Annotated in this window: 16 protein-coding genes and 1 riboswitch; of the genes, 8 read left to right on the forward strand and 8 right to left on the reverse strand. The window is 72.7% G+C overall.

From position 1 onward, the window contains the following. The first annotated feature begins 186 nt into the window (after nucleotides 1-186). The gene (locus ACIGEZ_RS10980; RefSeq protein WP_399828751.1) at nucleotides 187-1635 is read left to right on the forward strand and encodes a DUF2079 domain-containing protein; all 1449 of its coding nucleotides are present in this window, start codon (nucleotides 187-189) and stop codon (nucleotides 1633-1635) included. A 65-nt stretch (nucleotides 1636-1700) separates the two neighbouring features. On the opposite strand, the gene ACIGEZ_RS10985 is transcribed toward ACIGEZ_RS10980, so the two are convergent. After that, nucleotides 1701-2300 carry a hypothetical protein gene (locus ACIGEZ_RS10985; protein WP_399828753.1) on the reverse strand — a complete coding sequence of 200 codons (600 nt, stop codon included), beginning with the start codon at nucleotides 2298-2300 and terminating at the stop codon, nucleotides 1701-1703. Nucleotides 2301-2555: 255 nt separating this feature from the next. On the opposite strand from ACIGEZ_RS10985, the gene ACIGEZ_RS10990 reads away from it, so the two are divergent. From ACIGEZ_RS10990 to ACIGEZ_RS11000, 3 genes are all read left to right on the forward strand, one after another. Next, nucleotides 2556-3416, forward strand: coding sequence for a bifunctional methylenetetrahydrofolate dehydrogenase/methenyltetrahydrofolate cyclohydrolase (locus tag ACIGEZ_RS10990; RefSeq protein ID WP_399828755.1), 861 nt, complete (start codon nucleotides 2556-2558; stop codon nucleotides 3414-3416). Between the two features lie 2 nt (nucleotides 3417-3418). Further along, nucleotides 3419-3868: a DUF3017 domain-containing protein gene (locus ACIGEZ_RS10995; RefSeq protein ID WP_399828758.1), complete on the forward strand. Its 450-nt coding sequence runs from the start codon at nucleotides 3419-3421 to the stop codon at nucleotides 3866-3868. A 355-nt stretch (nucleotides 3869-4223) separates the two neighbouring features. Then, nucleotides 4224-5213, forward strand: coding sequence for a malate dehydrogenase (locus ACIGEZ_RS11000; RefSeq protein WP_399828760.1), 990 nt, complete (start codon nucleotides 4224-4226; stop codon nucleotides 5211-5213). A gap of 60 nt (nucleotides 5214-5273) precedes the next feature. Here the strand turns inward: ACIGEZ_RS11000 and ACIGEZ_RS11005 are convergent, their stop codons facing one another. Beyond that, nucleotides 5274-6011: an isocitrate lyase/phosphoenolpyruvate mutase family protein gene (locus ACIGEZ_RS11005; RefSeq protein ID WP_399828763.1), complete on the reverse strand. Its 738-nt coding sequence runs from the start codon at nucleotides 6009-6011 to the stop codon at nucleotides 5274-5276. Then, entirely contained in the window at nucleotides 6008-6520 is a 513-nt protein-coding gene (locus tag ACIGEZ_RS11010; protein WP_399828766.1) for a carboxymuconolactone decarboxylase family protein, read from the reverse strand. Before ACIGEZ_RS11010 ends, ACIGEZ_RS11005 begins: the two co-directional genes overlap by 4 nt. A gap of 47 nt (nucleotides 6521-6567) precedes the next feature. Between ACIGEZ_RS11010 and ACIGEZ_RS11015 the strand changes: the two genes are divergently transcribed. Further along, nucleotides 6568-7971: a PLP-dependent aminotransferase family protein gene (locus ACIGEZ_RS11015; RefSeq protein WP_399828769.1), complete on the forward strand. Its 1404-nt coding sequence runs from the start codon at nucleotides 6568-6570 to the stop codon at nucleotides 7969-7971. Between the two features lie 161 nt (nucleotides 7972-8132). Here ACIGEZ_RS11015 and ACIGEZ_RS11020 read toward each other — a convergent pair whose 3' ends face one another. Next, nucleotides 8133-9002: a hypothetical protein gene (locus ACIGEZ_RS11020; RefSeq protein WP_399828771.1), complete on the reverse strand. Its 870-nt coding sequence runs from the start codon at nucleotides 9000-9002 to the stop codon at nucleotides 8133-8135. A gap of 88 nt (nucleotides 9003-9090) precedes the next feature. Between ACIGEZ_RS11020 and ACIGEZ_RS11025 the strand changes: the two genes are divergently transcribed. Continuing rightward, nucleotides 9091-9393 (forward strand): hypothetical protein, encoded by a 303-nt coding sequence (locus ACIGEZ_RS11025; RefSeq protein ID WP_399828773.1) that lies wholly within the window; start codon nucleotides 9091-9093, stop codon nucleotides 9391-9393. A gap of 7 nt (nucleotides 9394-9400) precedes the next feature. Beyond that, entirely contained in the window at nucleotides 9401-10585 is a 1185-nt protein-coding gene (locus ACIGEZ_RS11030) for a glutathionylspermidine synthase family protein (protein ID WP_399828775.1), read from the forward strand. Here the strand turns inward: ACIGEZ_RS11030 and ACIGEZ_RS11035 are convergent. Both ACIGEZ_RS11035 and rocD read right to left on the reverse strand, forming a co-directional pair. Then, entirely contained in the window at nucleotides 10575-11276 is a 702-nt protein-coding gene (locus ACIGEZ_RS11035; RefSeq protein ID WP_399828778.1) for a polysaccharide deacetylase family protein, read from the reverse strand. The two genes, ACIGEZ_RS11030 and ACIGEZ_RS11035, sit on opposite strands and share 11 nt — an antisense overlap. A gap of 295 nt (nucleotides 11277-11571) precedes the next feature. Next, nucleotides 11572-12777 carry an ornithine--oxo-acid transaminase gene (gene rocD, locus ACIGEZ_RS11040; RefSeq protein ID WP_399828780.1) on the reverse strand — a complete coding sequence of 402 codons (1206 nt, stop codon included), beginning with the start codon at nucleotides 12775-12777 and terminating at the stop codon, nucleotides 11572-11574. 107 nt (nucleotides 12778-12884) lie between these two features. Beyond that, nucleotides 12885-12975: riboswitch (ZMP/ZTP riboswitch) on the forward strand. A 63-nt stretch (nucleotides 12976-13038) separates the two neighbouring features. Here rocD and glyA point away from each other — a divergent pair. Then, complete coding sequence (glyA, locus tag ACIGEZ_RS11045; protein WP_399828783.1) at nucleotides 13039-14307, forward strand: serine hydroxymethyltransferase; 1269 nt, start codon at nucleotides 13039-13041, stop codon at nucleotides 14305-14307. Nucleotides 14308-14393: 86 nt separating this feature from the next. Here glyA and ACIGEZ_RS11050 read toward each other — a convergent pair whose 3' ends face one another. Then, nucleotides 14394-15176, reverse strand: coding sequence for a hypothetical protein (locus ACIGEZ_RS11050; RefSeq protein ID WP_399828786.1), 783 nt, complete (start codon nucleotides 15174-15176; stop codon nucleotides 14394-14396). Then, nucleotides 15163-15810 carry an RNA polymerase sigma factor gene (locus ACIGEZ_RS11055; RefSeq protein WP_399828788.1) on the reverse strand — a complete coding sequence of 216 codons (648 nt, stop codon included), beginning with the start codon at nucleotides 15808-15810 and terminating at the stop codon, nucleotides 15163-15165. The genes ACIGEZ_RS11050 and ACIGEZ_RS11055 overlap by 14 nt, the downstream gene beginning before the upstream one ends. Nucleotides 15811-15824 lie beyond the last annotated feature (14 nt).

The raw sequence follows: 15824 nt of genomic DNA on the forward strand, positions 1-15824 counted from the left end.
CCGTCGGCGTCCACAGGACCCGGGTCGGTCCGGCCGAAGGCGCCGGGCGTGCAGCCCACGACTCCTCTGAACGCGATCGCGGCGGCGACCGATTGACGTGATCCGCGTCACGCGGAGTCGCTCCCCAGGGGGCTCTGGTCTAATGGGTTGCTCTTTTTTCGTCGGCGGCTGGTCCATGGGGGCGCGGTGTTGGATGTGCAGAACGGGACCACGGTGGAGTCCGCCGCCCCGGAGACCGCAGGCGGACCGCCGGACGACCGCTCGCCGGCGCCCCTGCTCCCGTACGCGGCCATCGCGGCCGTGCTCGGCATCCTGTACTTCCTGTACTCCCGGGTGCAGTACGAGCAGTTCCGCAACCCCTCCTGGGACCTCGGGATCTTCGAGCAGTCGGTACGGGCGTACGCCGAGCTGCGCGCCCCGATCGTCGACATCAAGGGCCCCGGCTTCCTCATACTCGGGGACCACTTCAGCCCGGTGACCGCGCTCCTCGCGCCGCTCTACTGGGTCTGGTCCTCACCCCTCGCCCTCCTCTTCGCCCAGGCGGCGCTCTTCGCCGGCTCCGCCGCCGTCGTCGGACGCACCGCCCAGCAGGTGCTCGGCAGCCGGGCCGCCGGCATCGGCCTCACCGTCGCGTACGGGCTGTCCTGGGGCCTCCAGGAGGCGGTCAAGTCCGACTTCCACGAGATCGCCTTCGCCGTCCCGCTGCTCGCCCTGACCTGCCGGGCCCTGCTGCTCGGCCGGTGGAACGCCGCCGTCGCCTGGGCCGTGCCGCTCGTCCTCGTCAAGGAGGACATGGGGCTCACCGTCGCGATGGTCGGCGCGGTGCTGTTCATCAAGGGGCAGAAGCGGCTCGGCGCCGCCCTGGCCGGCTTCGGGGCGGCCTTCTTCGCCCTCACCGTGCTCGTCCTCATACCGGCCGCGAGCAAGGTCGGCCAGTACGACTACTGGGCCAAGATCGAGAAGACCGGCGAGGGCACGGACGTCTCGTTCCTCGACTCGGTCGTCGGCGCATTCGGCCCGGGCGACAAGTGGGAGATGGTCTTCTTCCTCGTCGGCATCACCGGCTTCCTCGCCCTGCGCTCCCCGCTGATGCTGCTCGTCCTGCCCACGCTCGGCTGGCGCTTCCTCTCCCAGGACCCCAACCACTGGGGCATGATCTGGCACTACAGCGCCATCCTCATGCCGGTGGTCTTCCTCGCCCTGGTCGACGCCGTCCGCACGGTGCGCAGCTCGCCGCGACCCTGGCTCGTCGCGTACGGCAAGGTCGTCGTCCCCGTGGTCACGGCGATCGCGATCGTGCACGCCCTGGACCTGCCGCTGCGCGAGCTGCTGCGCCCCGAGACCTACCGCACCGACGCCCGCACGCTCGACGCGCGGCGGGCGGTGGCCGCGGTGCCGGAGGGCACCAGCGTGGAGACCAACGTGACGCTCATGGCCCACCTGACGGCGGACCACAAGGTCTACTGGGTCGGCGGCGCGAAGGGCGTCAGCCCCGACTACCTCGCCCTCGACCTGAACTCCGGCTGGTCCCAGCCGATCACCGACCCCGTCCAGCTCGCCTCCCAGCTGCACCCGGAGGCGCGGTACGAGGTGTCGGCCCAGGCGGGCCAGTTCGTGGTGCTGCGGCGGTCGTAGCCCTCCCGGGTACGGGGAAGGGGCCCGGTTCCGTGTCGGAACCGGGCCCCTTCGCACGCGCTGGATCAGAACTGCTGGCGCTGACGGTTAAACCAGGCCGAGCCGTCCTGCTTCGAGCAGAAGACGATGATCAGCACGCCGAGCGCGAGGCTGACCACGCCCAGCGGCAGCGAGAAGAGGCTGAACAGCACGATGAACGCGGCGTACACGATGGAGCAGATGCGCACGCCGTTGCCGCCGGACTTGAACTTGGCAGCGAGGATCATGCCGAGCACGGCGAAGACGATCGAGAACACGCCGACGCCGATGATCACGGCCTGGCCGAGGTCGGCGAAGGCCTCGGCGTCGGCGGTGGACGCGCCGGACTTCTCCAGCTCCTTGTCGATCGAGAAGGACACCGCGATCGCGACGAGGCCACCGATCAGGTTGAGGGCGCCGATGATCCACAGGATCACGCGCGCCGCCTTCACACCGCCCGGCATCTCCGCCGGGCCGCCGGGGAAGCCGCCGGGGCCGGCGCCGTACGGGGAGACGGGCGGGGCGGCCGGGTAGCCGTAGCCCTGCTGTCCGGGGACGCCCTGGGGCGTCTGCTGCGGGTAGCCGTAGCCGGGCTGCTGGCCCTGCGGCTGCTGGCCGTAAGGGTTGTTCGGGTCGCCGAAGCTCATCGCGGGGTTCCTCCGTTGTTTCTGTGCGGGGACGACGCGGCCCGCGCGGAGGAGGTATCGCCACGTGTTCCCCACGTACGCGCGTGTTTCACAACGTATGAGCGGTCTTGCCCCCCGGCACTGCCCGCGGCACTGCGCAGATCATCGTCGTCAAAACGGCACCCCCTTGTCCAGTCGATACGCAGCGCAGTTGTGCAAGTGCAATCTCCGGTTCCGAATTGGAAACGGGCGGGGGTCATCCGGGAGGATGGCCGCATGAGCGCCCAGATTCTCGATGGCAAGGCCACCGCAGCCGCGATCAAGTCCGATCTGACCGCCAGAGTGGCGGCCCTCAAGGAGCAGGGCGTGACGCCCGGCCTCGGCACGATCCTGGTCGGCGACGACCCGGGCAGCCACAAGTACGTCGCGGGCAAGCACCGCGACTGCGCCCAGGTCGGCATCGCCTCCATCCAGCGCGAACTGCCCGCCAGCGCCACCCAGGAAGAGATCGAGGCGGTCGTCCGGGAGCTCAACGAGGACCCGGCCTGCACCGGCTACATCGTTCAACTGCCGCTGCCCAAGGGCATCGACGAGAACCGGATCCTGGAGCTGATGGACCCGGACAAGGACGCCGACGGCCTGCACCCGATGAACCTCGGCCGCCTGGTGCTCAACGAGCCCGCCCCGCTGCCCTGCACGCCGAACGGCGTCATCACGCTGCTGCGCCGCTACGGCGTGGAGATCAAGGGCGCGGAGGTCGTGGTCGTCGGCCGCGGTGTCACCATCGGGCGCCCGATGCCGCTGCTGCTGACCCGCCGCTCCGAGAACGCCACCGTGACCCAGTGCCACACCGGCACCAAGGACCTCGCCGCTCACCTGCGGCGCGCGGACATCATCGTCGCGGCGGCCGGCGTGGGCCACCTGATCAAGCCGGAGGACGTGAAGCCGGGTGCGGCCGTGCTCGACGTCGGCGTCTCGCGGGGCGCCGACGGCAAGATCGTCGGAGATGTGCACCCGGGTGTCGCCGAGGTCGCCGGCTTCGTCTCCCCGAACCCCGGCGGTGTCGGCCCGATGACCCGCGCCCAGCTCCTCGTCAACGTCGTCGAGGCCGCGGAGCGCGCGGCCGCGGCGCTCTGACCGTGGCACCCTCCGACACGCCGGAGGAGCCGGACGAGCCGACGGGGCCCCCGTCGCGCCGCCACCCCCGGGCGAAGCTGACCACCGGCACCGTACCCCCCGAGGGCGGTGGCCGGGCGGCGCCCGGCGACGCGTCGGCGCCCGCACGCCAGTGGCCGCTGCTCACCGTGCTCGGGCTGACCGTGCTCGGGCTGCTCGTGGTCGGCACCGACCTGTTCGCGCAGGCGTTCCGGGTCGGCACGCTGCTCGTCGGGGTGGCGCTCCTGACGGGCGCGGTGCTGCGGCGGACGCTGCCCTCGGTCGGGATGCTGGCCGTGCGCTCCCGGTTCACCGACATGATCACGTACGGGGTGATGGGCACCGTGATCGTGCTGCTCGCGCTCATGGTGCAGCCGGCGCCCTGGCTGAGGATCCCGTTCCTGGAGGACGTCCTCCATCTCACGGTGACGTGAGTCTCCGGAGCCTCCGAGGTCTCTGGAGCCTCAGGGGCTCCGAAGTCTCCGAGGTCTCCGGAGCTCCGACGGCGCCCGTCCTCTCCCCCGAGGGAGGACGGGCGCCGCTGCGATCAAGAGTCATGTACGTGCCAACGTCGGTTCAAGGCCTGCCGAACCGTTGTGGCACGGAAGTGACCGTTCCGGTACGTGGGTGGCAGTGAGCCGTCCCACAAGGGGGTGGGGATTGGGCAGGGCCCGGGTCGGATAGCCTGATCGCTGGATATCTCTTCACGTCGAGACACCGATCGATCAAGAGGGCTATCCCGCACCAGGGGCAGGGACCCCCACCGCCAGCTGTCTTACGGAGATCGCCATGACCCGCACTCCCGTGAATGTCACCGTGACCGGCGCGGCCGGCCAGATCGGCTACGCGCTGCTCTTCCGCATCGCCTCCGGCCACCTGCTCGGCGCGGACGTGCCGGTCAAGCTGCGCCTCCTCGAGATCCCGCAGGGCGTCAAGGCCGCCGAGGGCACCGCCATGGAGCTCGACGACTGCGCCTTCCCGCTGCTCAAGGGCATCGACATCTTCGACGACCCGAACCAGGGCTTCGAGGGCGCCAACGTCGCCCTGCTCGTCGGCGCGCGCCCGCGCACCAAGGGCATGGAGCGCGGCGACCTGCTGTCCGCCAACGGCGGCATCTTCAAGCCGCAGGGCAAGGCCATCAGCGAGCACGCCGCGGACGACATCAAGGTCCTCGTCGTCGGCAACCCGGCCAACACCAACGCCCTGATCGCCCAGGCCGCCGCGGGCGACGTGCCGGCCGAGCGCTTCACCGCCATGACCCGCCTGGACCACAACCGCGCCCTGTCGCAGCTGGCCCAGAAGACCGGCTCCTCGGTCGAGGACATCAAGCGCCTCACCATCTGGGGCAACCACTCGGCGACCCAGTACCCGGACATCTTCCACGCGGAGATCGCCGGCAAGAACGCCGCCGAGGTCGTGGCCGACGAGGCCTGGCTGGCCGACACCTTCATCCCGACCGTCGCCAAGCGCGGCGCCGCGATCATCGAGGCCCGTGGCGCGTCCTCGGCCGCCTCCGCCGCCAACGCCGCCATCGACCACGTCCACACCTGGGTCAACGGCACCGCCGAGGGCGACTGGACCTCCATGGGCATCCCGTCGGACGGCTCCTACGGCGTCCCGGAGGGCCTGATCTCCTCCTTCCCCGTCACCTGCAAGGACGGCAAGTACGAGATCGTCCAGGGCCTGGACATCAACGAGTTCTCCCGCGCCCGCATCGACGCCTCGGTCGCCGAGCTCGTCGAGGAGCGCGACGCGGTCCGCGAGCTCGGCCTCATCTGAGCCCACTGACCCGCTCCCACGGCGCCCCCGGCCCTCACGGCCGGGGGCGCCGTGCGTGGTTCAGGCGCGCAGAATCTCCTCCGCCAGTCTCGTGACGCCCTTCAGGGCCTGCAGGAGCAGCCCGTGGCCGAAGGTGAGGCGGGTGGCGCCCAGGCGGCCGAGTTCGGGGAAGGACGGGTCGCCGGGGCGGACGAGGAAGTTGAGCGGACCCTCGATGCCCTCGGCGCGCAGCCGGGGCAGGTCGTCGGCCGGGGCGGTGATCGGATAGACGCAGTCCGCGCCCGCGGCCACGTAGAGGCGGGCGCGTTCGGCCGCGACCGTGACCGTCCCTCCGTGGAGGTACGTGTCGACGCGGGCGTTGACGAAGAGGTCCTGGCCCGCCTCCGCCCGTACCGCGGCGATCCGGTCGGCCTGTTCCCGCGGGTCGCGCAGGGCGCGGGTCGAGCGGTCGGAGTCCTCCAGGTTGAGGCCGACCGCGCCGGTCTCCAGGGCCCGGTCGACCAGTTCCTTCGGGGCGAGGCCGTAGCCGTCCTCGAGGTCGGCGGTGACCGGTACGGAGACGGCCCGGACGATCCGCGCCACGGCGGCGAACATCTCGTCGGCCGGGGTGTGCCCGTCCCGGTGGCCGAGCGCGGCGGCGATGCCCGCGCTCGGCGTGGCCAGGGCCGGGAACCCGGCCTCCTCGAAGACCCGGGCGGAGGCAGCGTCCCACGGGCCCGGGAGCACCAGCGGGCGGCCGCCGGGCGGCTCGTGGTGCAGGGCCCGCAGCGTGGTCGCGCCGCCGTCCGCCGGGCTCATCGCTTGTACATGCCGGGGGTGTAGTGGCCCGGGGTCATCCGGGTGGAGACACCGATCCGGTTCCAGGAGTTGATGACCACGATCGCGCCGATGACGTGCGCGAGCTCGGTCTCGTCGAAGTGCTCGGCGGCCTCGGCGAACACCTCGTCCGGCACGAATCCGTCGGTGAGGACGGTGACCGACTCGGTCAGGGCCAGGGCGGCCAGCTCGCGCTCGGTGTAGAAGTGCCGCGACTCGCGCCACGCCGACAGCTGGATGATCCGCTGCACCGACTCGCCGGCCGCGAGGGCGTCCTGGGTGTGCATGTCCAGGCAGAAGGCGCAGTTGTTGATCTGCGAGGCGCGGATCTTGATCAGCTCGTAGAGGGTCGGGTCGACGTGCTTCGACGCGGCGGCCTCCAGGCCGGCCATCGCCTTGTAGAACGCCGGGTGCTTCTCGGCGAAGGGGATCCGGGGGGCGTGCTCGTGGGCGTACTCGGGCTTCTGCGTGTTCTGCGTGGTGGTCGTCATGGAGATCACCGTACGGTTCCGATGGCGCCCGGGTATGGTCCATTTCCATGGCAGATGAGTGGGCCACTTTCGGCGCCGACCTCCACCTGGAACTGCGCGGCCAGGGCCTGCGCGACGGACTGATGGACGCCCTGCGGGAGGCGGTGCGCAGCGGCCGCCTGGGTGCGGGGGTGCGGCTGCCGTCCTCCCGTTCGCTCGCCGCCGACCTGGGGGTGGCCCGCAACACCGTCGCCGACGCGTACGCCGAGCTGGTCGCCGAGGGCTGGCTGACCGCCCGGCAGGGCTCGGGGACGCGGGTGGCCCCGCGCTCGGCCCCGCGCCGCCCGGTGCCGAGCCGCACCACCACGGCGCGGCCCAGGGTCGGCAGGCCCACGTACGACCTGCACCCCGGGACCCCCGACCTCGCCTCCTTCCCGCGCGCCGACTGGCTCAAGGCGGCCCGCAAGGCGCTGCTCGCCGCACCGCACGAGGCCTTCGGTTACGGGGACCCGCGCGGCCGGATCGAACTGCGCACCGCGCTCGCCGAGTACCTCGGCCGGGCCCGTGGCGTCCACGCCCGGCCCGAGCACATCGTGATCTGTTCCGGGTTCGTGCACGGGCTGATGCTGATGGGTCAGGTCCTGAAGGCCCGTCGGGTGCGGGAGGTGGCGGTCGAGTCGTACGGGCTCGACCTTCACTGGGACCTCCTCGACCGGGCCGGACTGCGGATTCCGGCCCTGCCGTTCGACGAACGGGGCACCCGTACCGAGGGGCTCGGCGCCTTGGCCGGGGCGGGCGCGGTCCTGATGACCCCCGCCCACCAGTTCCCCCTGGGCGGGGCGCTCCAGCCGGACCGGCGGGCCGCGGCCGTCGACTGGGCGCGGGCCTCCGGCGGGCTGATCCTGGAGGACGACTACGACGGGGAGTTCCGCTACGACCGCCAACCGGTGGGAGCCCTCCAGGGCCTCGACCCGGAGCGGGTCGTCTACCTGGGCACCGCCAGCAAGTCCCTCGCCCCGGGGCTCCGGCTCGCCTGGATGGTGCTGCCGCGGGACCTGGTCGACGAGGTCGCGGCGGCGAAGGGCGCGGTGGACTGGGCCTCGAGCGCGACGGACCAGCTGACCCTGGCGGAGTTCCTGGCCTCGGGGGCGTACGACCGTCACGTACGGGCCATGCGGCTGCACTACCGGCGCCGCCGCGACCAACTCGTGGCCGCCGTCGCCGCCCGCTCGCCCCGGACCCGGATCAGCGGCATCGCGGCCGGTCTCCACGCGGTGCTCGAACTGCCCCCGGGCACCGAGGAGTCGGTGATCCGCACCGCCGCCTTCCAGGGCCTTGCCGTCCAGGGCGTCAACCGCTTCCGCCACCCCGACACCGCGCCGACCATGGACGGCCTGGTCGTCGGCTACGGCACACCGTCGGACAGCGCGTGGTCGGGCGCGCTGGAGGCACTGTGCAGGGTGCTGCCGTAGGGCCCGGCGGGCGGATCAGGGCCGGGTTCGGGCCTCTTCGAGCCCGATCCGCCGGACAGGTCCTGCGGCAGCTCCCGGGCCGGCGCACCCGCTCCCCGCACCCACGGCGCTCAGCGGGGCTGTGTCGTCACTCCGGCACGGCCCTGCCGGGGGCCGTGACGTCACTCCGGCACCCCCGCTCCCGTGCCCCCCGGCCCCGCCGCCTCCGGCACCGCCGGCGCCTCCCCGAAGCGGGCCAGCGTCAGCGACCCCGCGATCGCCACGGCGAAGCCGAGCAGCGCGAGCCACCCGAGCCCCTCCCGCGTCCGGTCCCCCAGCCACGCCACCCCCACCACCGCCGGCCCGATCGTCTCGCCGAGCACGAGCCCGGCCGTGGCGGTGGTCACCGAACCCCGGTGCAGCGCCGAGGTCAGCAGCAGAAACGCCGCGCCCCCGCCCACGAGCAGCGCGTACAGCGCCGGGTTCGCCAGGTCGACCGACTCGATCAGCCGGACCGCGACCTCCACCACCCCGAAGCCGAAACCGGCCGCGAGCCCCAGCGTCAGGGCCCGCGGCCGCTCCGGCAGCCGCCCCGCCGCCGCGCCGAGCAGGAGGACGGCGAAGGCCGCCGCGAGCAGCCCCCACTGCAGCACCGCCGAGCCGACGCCCTCGTGCCCCTCCCGGCCGGAGGCGAGCGCCAGCATCGCGAGCCCGAGGCACACCACCCCGACCGCCACCCACTCGATCCGCCGCAGCCGCACCTTCAGGACGCGCGAGGCGATCACCGCCGTCACGGCGAGGCTGGCCGCGAGCGAGGCGCCCACCGCGTAGATCGGCAGCGTCCGCAGGGCGACGATCTGGAGCACGAAGCCGAGCCCGTCGCAGCCGAGCCCGGCCACGTACCGCCACTGCCGCAGTGCCCGCCACATCAGCGCGACGTCGACACCGCCGCCCGTACCGGGCTCGGCGGCCCGCGCGCCGAGCGCCTGCAGCACCGACGCGGCCCCGAAGCAGAACGCGGAGCCCAGCGCACACATCATCCCAAGGAGCATGAAAGGGACTCTAGGGCGACAGGGATCGGGCACGTCCGACCGCCGGGCCTACACTGTGCGATCGCAACCAGGCACGGGAGGACGGGACATGCGCAGACTGAGGTCCGGCACGGTGATACTCGGCGGTGTGAGTGTGCTCGCGGCGACACTGACCGCCTGCGGCTCCGAGCCCGACCGCCGCTGCATCGATCCGGTGACCTACAAGGAGCTGCCGGACTACCAGTGCGAGGGCGGCGGCAGCGGCAGCGGTGACGACGACGGCTCGTCGAGCGGCCGGTACTACTACGGCGGCTCGGTCAACCGAGGCCGGGTCAGCGGCGGCAGCTTCGACAGTTCCGCGGTCGACAGCGGGGGCTTCGGCGGCCACCACTCCGGCTCCGGCGGCGGCTGATCCCCGCATGCTGCGACACACCATCGAGCCCCGCCCCGGCTGGCAGCAGACCGTCGAGGATCAGGGCCTGATCTATCCGCTCACCCGCTACCCCGACGGCTCGCTGCGCCCGTACTGGGACGAGAGCGCCTACTACGCCTTCTCGCTGCCCGAGGTCGAGGCGCTGGAGGAGGTCGTCGAGGAGCTGCACGCCCTGTGCCTCGCGGCAGCCGCCCACATCGTCGAGAAGGACCGTTTCGCCGACCTCGGCATCACCGACCCGCGGCTCGCCCGCCTGGTCGCCGAGTCCTGGCGCCGCCGGGACGAACTCCCCACCATCTACGGCCGGTTCGACCTCCGTTACGACGGTAAGGGCCCGGCCAAGATGCTGGAGTACAACGCGGACACCCCCACCTCGCTGGTGGAGGCCGCGAGCCCGCAGTGGTTCTGGATGGAGGAGCGCTTCCCCGGCGCCGACCAGTGGAACTCGCTCCACGAGCGGCTCGTCGACGCCTGGAAGCGACAGGCCCGTCTGCTGCCGCCGGGCAGCCCCGTGCACTTCGTCCACACCGACGGCGACGAGCTCGGCGAGGACCTGATGACGGTCGCGTACCTGCGCGAGACCGCCCAGCAGGCGGGCCTCGACACCGTGGCGCTGTCCGTCGAGCGGATCGGCTGGGACCGGATCTCCGGTCGCTTCGTGGACGACCGGCTCCGGTTCATCCGCAGCTGCTTCAAGCTCTACCCGTGGGAGTGGCTGACCACGGACCGCTTCGGCCCGTACGTCCTCGACACCCTCGACAACGGCGGCGGCACCGGCACCACCTGCTGGATCGAGCCCGCGTGGAAGATGCTGCTCTCCAACAAGGCGCTGCTCGCGATCCTCTGGGAGCTCTACCCGGGCCACCCCAACCTGCTGCCGGCCTATCTCGACGGCCCGCGCGAACTCGCCGCGGGCCCCGGCTACGTCGCCAAGCCGCTGCTCGGCCGGGAGGGCGCGGGCGTCACCCTCCACGAGCCGGGCGCCGCGCCCGTCGTACGGGACGAGCCATGCTGCTACCAGGAGCTGGCCCCGCTGCCCGACTTCGACGGCAACCGGGTCGTGCTCGGCGCGTGGACGGTCGGGGACGAGTCGGCGGGGCTCGGCATCCGGGAGTCGGCGGGCCTGGTCACCGACGAGTACGCCCGCTTCGTCCCCCACGTCATTCTGTGACGTACTCCCGCAGCGGCGCGGGCTTGAGGCCGGCCGCCGCGGCGAGGTCGAGCGCCCGTGTCAGATCCTGCTCCAGCGTCTCGTTGAAGTGCAGCAGGATGATGTCGCCGGCCTTGAGCCGAGGCGTCGGCGGGGTCCACTGGCCCCAGGTGGTCAGGTCGTACGTCCAGGTCACCACGGCCTTCGCCCCGCAGGCGCGGGCGGTGGTCAGGGTGGTGGCGTCGTACGCGCCGTAGGGCGGTCGCAGCAGGCGCGGTCCGTCGCCGAACTCGGCGAGGTGCTGCTCGCGCGCCCCGCACACCTCGGCCTTCTGGCCGGCGGCGTCCAGGGAGGTGAGGTCGGGGTGGCCGACGGTGTGGTTCTCGACGCGGGAGCGGCCCTGGTCGAGCAGCGTGTGGAAGTAGCCGGAGTCGTACGCGTAGGCGCCCGGCAGCAGGAACATCGAGGCGGGCACCCGCCGGTCGAGCAGCAGCTTGGCTGCGGCGGGGTCGTGGTACCAGCCGTCGTCGATGGTGATGAAGACGACCGGGTCGTCGGTCTCGACGTGCGAGACGACCGGTACGGGCTCCGGCCAGGCGGCCGCGAGCGGGGCGGCGGCCTGGGCGGAGCCGGACAGCGCGCCGAGCAGCGCGACGGGCACGAGTGCGGCGAGCGCACCGCGCAGGGCGCGGCGCAGACGGGGTCTCGACATGGCGGCAACATTGGCCTAGACCAACTGGCCTGTCAATGAGCGGAGTTGCCCGGGAAGCGGAGGGCCTCCTCCCGCCGCGCCGCCGACGACGGCGGAGGGAGGAGGCCCCGGCCCCGGCTGTCGGCGCACGCCTCGACGGACGGCCCCGGCCCCGGCTGTCGGCGCACGCCTCGACGGACGGCCCCGGCCCCGGCTGTCGGCGACCGCCTTGACGGAGGCCCCGGCTCAGCTCACGCCGAGAGCCTCACGCCGAGAGCCTCACGCCAGAGCCTCACGCCGAGAGCCCGCCCCCCCCTCACTCCGACAACACCCCCCGCAGCTGCTCAAGCCCCCAGTCCAGGTCCTCCTTGCTGATGACCAGCGGCGGAGCGATGCGGATGGTCGAGCCGTGCGTGTCCTTCACCAGCACGCCCCGGGCCATCAGCCGCTCCGAGATCTCTCGGCCCGTGCCCCGCGCGGGCGCGATGTCCACACCCGCCCACAGGCCCCGGCCGCGCACCGCCTCCACCGCGCCACCGCCGACGAGCAGCCCCAGCTCGGCGTGCAGGTGCTCGCCCAGCTCGGCCGCCCGCTGCTGGTACTCGCCGGTGCGCAGCATCGCGACCACCTCCAGACCCACCGCGCACGCCAGCGGATTGCCGCCGAACGTCGACCCGTGCTCGCCCGGCCGGAACACCCCGAGCACGTCCCGGTCCGCGACCACCGCCGAGACCGGCACCACGCCGCCCCCGAGCGCCTTGCCCAGGATGTACACGTCCGGGACCACGCCCTCGTGTTCGCACGCGAAGGTCCTTCCCGTACGGCCCAGGCCCGACTGGATCTCGTCCGCCATGAACAGCACGTTCCGCCGCGCCGTCAGCTCCCGCACCCCGCGCAGATATCCGGCCGGCGGCACCAGCACGCCGGCCTCGCCCTGGATCGGTTCCAGGAGCACCGCCACGGTGTTCTCGGTGACCGCCGTCTCCAGCGCGGTCAGATCGCCGTACGGCACGATCTCGAACCCCGGCGTGTACGGACCGAAGTGGTCGCGCGCCTCGTGGTCCGTGGAGAAGCTGACGATCGTCGTGGTCCGGCCGTGGAAGTTGTTCGCCGCCACCACGATCTTCGCGTGCCCGTCCGGCACGCCCTTCACCTCGTACCCCCACTTCCGGGCGGTCTTCACCGCCGTCTCCACCGCCTCGGCGCCGGTGTTCATCGGCAGCACCGCCTCCTTGCCGCACAGCTCGGCAAGACGGGCGCAGAACTCCCCGAAGCGGTCGTGGTGGAAGGCGCGCGAGGTGAGCGTCACCCGGTCCAGCTGCGCCCGCGCGGCATCGAGCAGCCGGCGGTTGCCATGGCCGAAATTGAGCGCCGAATACCCGGCGAGCATGTCGAGGTAGCGGCGTCCCTCGACATCGGTCATCCACGCCCCCTCGGCGGAGGCGACGACCACGGGCAGGGGGTGGTAGTTGTGGGCGCTGTGCGCGTCCGCGGAAGCGATCTCGTCTTGCGTTCTCGACACGGGATCTCCGTTCGTCCTGCGGCCTGGGGCTGGTGTGGCTCCCTTTCTTATCGTCGCTCGGATGCCGGACGGAGAAACCTCTGTGACGGCGCGCCCGCTAGGCTGGAAACACGCACGGCGACTGGCGTACGGGGAAGCGACCCCGGGGGAGCCGTGCGCGGCAGACCACACGAGGTGCCGCCCGCCTGGGCATCACGGAACCGAAAGGTCCCGTGTGGTGCCGCCCGCACCCGCACCGGGGCCCCTGCCCGGAGGAACGCCATGAACCTTCCCGCCCAGCACCCCGCCCTCAGCGCCACCGACCCCGAGCTCGCCGCCCTCGTCGGTGCCGAGGAGCGGCTCCAGGCCGAGACGCTGCGGCTCATCCCCAGCGAGAACTACGTCTCCGCCGCCGTCCTGGAAGCCTCCGGGACCGTGCTGCAGAACAAGTACAGCGAGGGCTACCCCGGCCGCCGTTATTACGAGGGCCAGCAGAACATCGACCAGGTCGAGACCCTCGCCATCGAGCGCGCCAAGGCCGTCTTCGGCGTCGAGCACGCCAATGTGCAGCCCTACTCCGGCTCCCCGGCCAACCTCGCCGTCTACCTCGCCTTCGCCGAGCCCGGCGACACCGTGATGGGCATGGCCCTGCCCATGGGCGGCCACCTCACCCACGGCTGGGGCGTCTCCGCCACCGGCACCTGGTTCCGCGGCGTCCAGTACGGCGTACGCCAGGACAACGGGCTCATCGACTTCGACCAGGTGCGCGAACTCGCCCTCAAGGAGCGGCCGAAGGTGATCTTCTGCGGCGGCACCGCGCTGCCCCGCACGATCGACTTCGCCGCCTTCGGGGAGATCGCCCGGGAGGCCGGCGCCGTGCTCGTCGCCGACATCGCCCACATCGCCGGCCTGATCGCGGGCGGCGCCCACCCCTCACCGGTGCCGCACGTCGACGTGATCTCCACGACCACCCACAAGACCCTGCGCGGTCCGCGCGGCGCCATGCTCATGTCCCGCGAGGAGCACGCCAAGGCCCTCGACAAGGCCGTCTTCCCCGGCCTCCAGGGAGGCCCGCACAACCAGACCACCGCCGCCATCGCCGTCGCCCTGCACGAGGCGGCCCTGCCCTCCTTCCGGGACTACGCCCACGCGGTCGTCGCCAACGCCAAGGCCCTCGCCGAGGCGCTGCTCGCCCGCGGCTTCGACCTGGTCTCCGGCGGCACCGACAACCACCTGATCCTCATGGACCTCACCCCCAAGGAGGTCCCCGGCAAGATCGCCGCGAAGGCCCTCGACCGGGCCGGGATCGTCGTCAACTACAACACCGTCCCCTACGACCCCCGCAAGCCGTTCGACCCCTCAGGCGTCCGCATCGGCACCCCCTCCCTCACCTCCCGAGGCCTCGACGTCACGCACATGCCCCAGGTCGCCGAGTGGATCGACCGCGGTGTCACCGCCGCCGGCAAGGGCGACGAGCCGGCCCTCACCGCGATCCGCGCCGAGGTCGCCGACCTGATGTCCGCCTTCCCGGCCCCCGGCCTCCCGACCTGACCCCGGCCTCCCGAGCCGACCCCGGACTCCCGACCTGACCCCGGACGTCAGGTCCTGACGGCCTGAGCTCCTGACGCCCTCACGCCTCACCGGGCGGAGGCGGCGACCCGTTCCGCCTCCGCCCGGTCGGCTATGCCCTCCAGGCGGAGGGTGAGCGCGTCCCCTCTTCTCGTCCACAGGAGCGTGGGGCCCGCGGGGCGGGCCGAGTGGGTCCAGACCGTCCCGGAGGAGTCCGTCATCGGGAAGGTCAGCACGTGCGGGCGGGCGAACCAGTACGCCTCCGAGCCGTCCGGGAGCAGCACCCACTCCGGCCGGACCCGCACCTGCTTGCCGAAGCCGATGTCCAGCCGGGCCGGGAACTCGTCCAGCCGGACCGTGCGGCCGTCCGGCGTCCGCCAGCACAGCCCGATCACCCCGCGCGGCTCCGCACCCGTGACCGTCACCGCGTCCGGGGCCCCGAGCGCCGCCGGTATCAGCGGTTCGAACCCGGCCCTGCGCGCCGCCTCCTCCGCCGGAACCGGATCGGGGCAGCCCGGCACCGCGGCCGCCCCCGGCGCGGGCGAGGCCCCCGGCTCGTACCGCACGTCGACCCCGCCGAAGCCCAGCCAGTCCACGACCGTCGCCCGCACCGGGGGAGTGAGCACCAGGACCACGAGGAGTCCCGAGACCGCCGCGAGCAGCGCCTTCCAGCGCCGCCGCAGCCCCTCGAAGCGGCGCCGCTCCGGCACGGCCACCGGCACCGGCACCTGCTCGGCCAGGAGCTGGGCCAGCACCCGCTCGGCCATCGTCTGCCCGTCGACATCCGGCACCTTCAGCGCCCGGCCGAGCGCCCGCAGCTCCTCCGGCAGGTCCGCCTCAGCCCCGCCCATGCTCCTCACCTCCTCCACCCAGTGCCGTACCGAGTCTCTTCAGCGCCCGGCTCAGCCGGGACTTCACCGTCCCGCGGGGCCAGCCGAGCGCCTCCGCCGTCTCCGCCTCGTCCAGTTCGAGCAGGTAGCGGTGCACCACCACCTGCCGGTGGTCCTCACCGAGACCCTCCAGCGCCGCGAGCAGCCGCCGGCGCCGCTCGTCCTCCTCCACCGCCACCGCCGGGTCCGCGCCCTCCGGTATCAGCGGCTCGCCCGCGAGCAGCTCCGCCTCCCGTCCCGCCACGGCCCGCTGCCGCCCGGCCGAGCGCAGTGTGTTCCTCGTCTCATTGGCCACGATGCTCAGCAGCCACGGCCGGAACGACCCGCCGTCCTTGAACCGCCCCAGCGAGCGGTACGCCTTGAAGAAGGCCTGCTGCACCACGTCCTCGGCCTCCGCACCGGCCCCGCAGGCCACCGCGGCTCGCAACGCCACCGCCGTGTGGGCACGGACCAGCTCCGCGTACGCCTCCGGCTCCCCGGCGCGCACCCGCGCGATCACCGCCCCCTCGTCGACGACTGCGCGGCCCCCCTCAAGCGTCGCTTCCCTCGTCCCCACACCTTTGATACACCGGCAGTCCGGGATCGGTTCCCACACCTGAGAGAATGATG

The sequence above is a fragment of the Streptomyces sp. NPDC085481 genome (assembly GCF_044541845.1).
GTDB lineage: Bacteria > Actinomycetota > Actinomycetes > Streptomycetales > Streptomycetaceae > Streptomyces.

What these genes read in the sequence shown, in the direction of transcription:
- ACIGEZ_RS11020 (WP_399828771.1), bottom strand. Translation starts at nt 9,002, where the DNA reads ATGCTCCTTGGGATGATGTGTGCGCTGGGCTCCGCGTTCTGCTTCGGG.
- ACIGEZ_RS10985 (WP_399828753.1), bottom strand. Translation starts at nt 2,300, where the DNA reads ATGAGCTTCGGCGACCCGAACAACCCTTACGGCCAGCAGCCGCAGGGC.
- ACIGEZ_RS11010 (WP_399828766.1), bottom strand. Translation starts at nt 6,520, where the DNA reads ATGACGACCACCACGCAGAACACGCAGAAGCCCGAGTACGCCCACGAG.
- ACIGEZ_RS11005 (WP_399828763.1), bottom strand. Translation starts at nt 6,011, where the DNA reads ATGAGCCCGGCGGACGGCGGCGCGACCACGCTGCGGGCCCTGCACCAC.
- ACIGEZ_RS11000 (WP_399828760.1), top strand. Translation starts at nt 4,224, where the DNA reads ATGACCCGCACTCCCGTGAATGTCACCGTGACCGGCGCGGCCGGCCAG.
- ACIGEZ_RS10990 (WP_399828755.1), top strand. Translation starts at nt 2,556, where the DNA reads ATGAGCGCCCAGATTCTCGATGGCAAGGCCACCGCAGCCGCGATCAAG.
- ACIGEZ_RS11035 (WP_399828778.1), bottom strand. Translation starts at nt 11,276, where the DNA reads ATGTCGAGACCCCGTCTGCGCCGCGCCCTGCGCGGTGCGCTCGCCGCA.
- ACIGEZ_RS11030 (WP_399828775.1), top strand. Translation starts at nt 9,401, where the DNA reads ATGCTGCGACACACCATCGAGCCCCGCCCCGGCTGGCAGCAGACCGTC.
- glyA (WP_399828783.1), top strand. Translation starts at nt 13,039, where the DNA reads ATGAACCTTCCCGCCCAGCACCCCGCCCTCAGCGCCACCGACCCCGAG.
- ACIGEZ_RS11050 (WP_399828786.1), bottom strand. Translation starts at nt 15,176, where the DNA reads ATGGGCGGGGCTGAGGCGGACCTGCCGGAGGAGCTGCGGGCGCTCGGC.
- ACIGEZ_RS11025 (WP_399828773.1), top strand. Translation starts at nt 9,091, where the DNA reads ATGCGCAGACTGAGGTCCGGCACGGTGATACTCGGCGGTGTGAGTGTG.
- ACIGEZ_RS11015 (WP_399828769.1), top strand. Translation starts at nt 6,568, where the DNA reads ATGGCAGATGAGTGGGCCACTTTCGGCGCCGACCTCCACCTGGAACTG.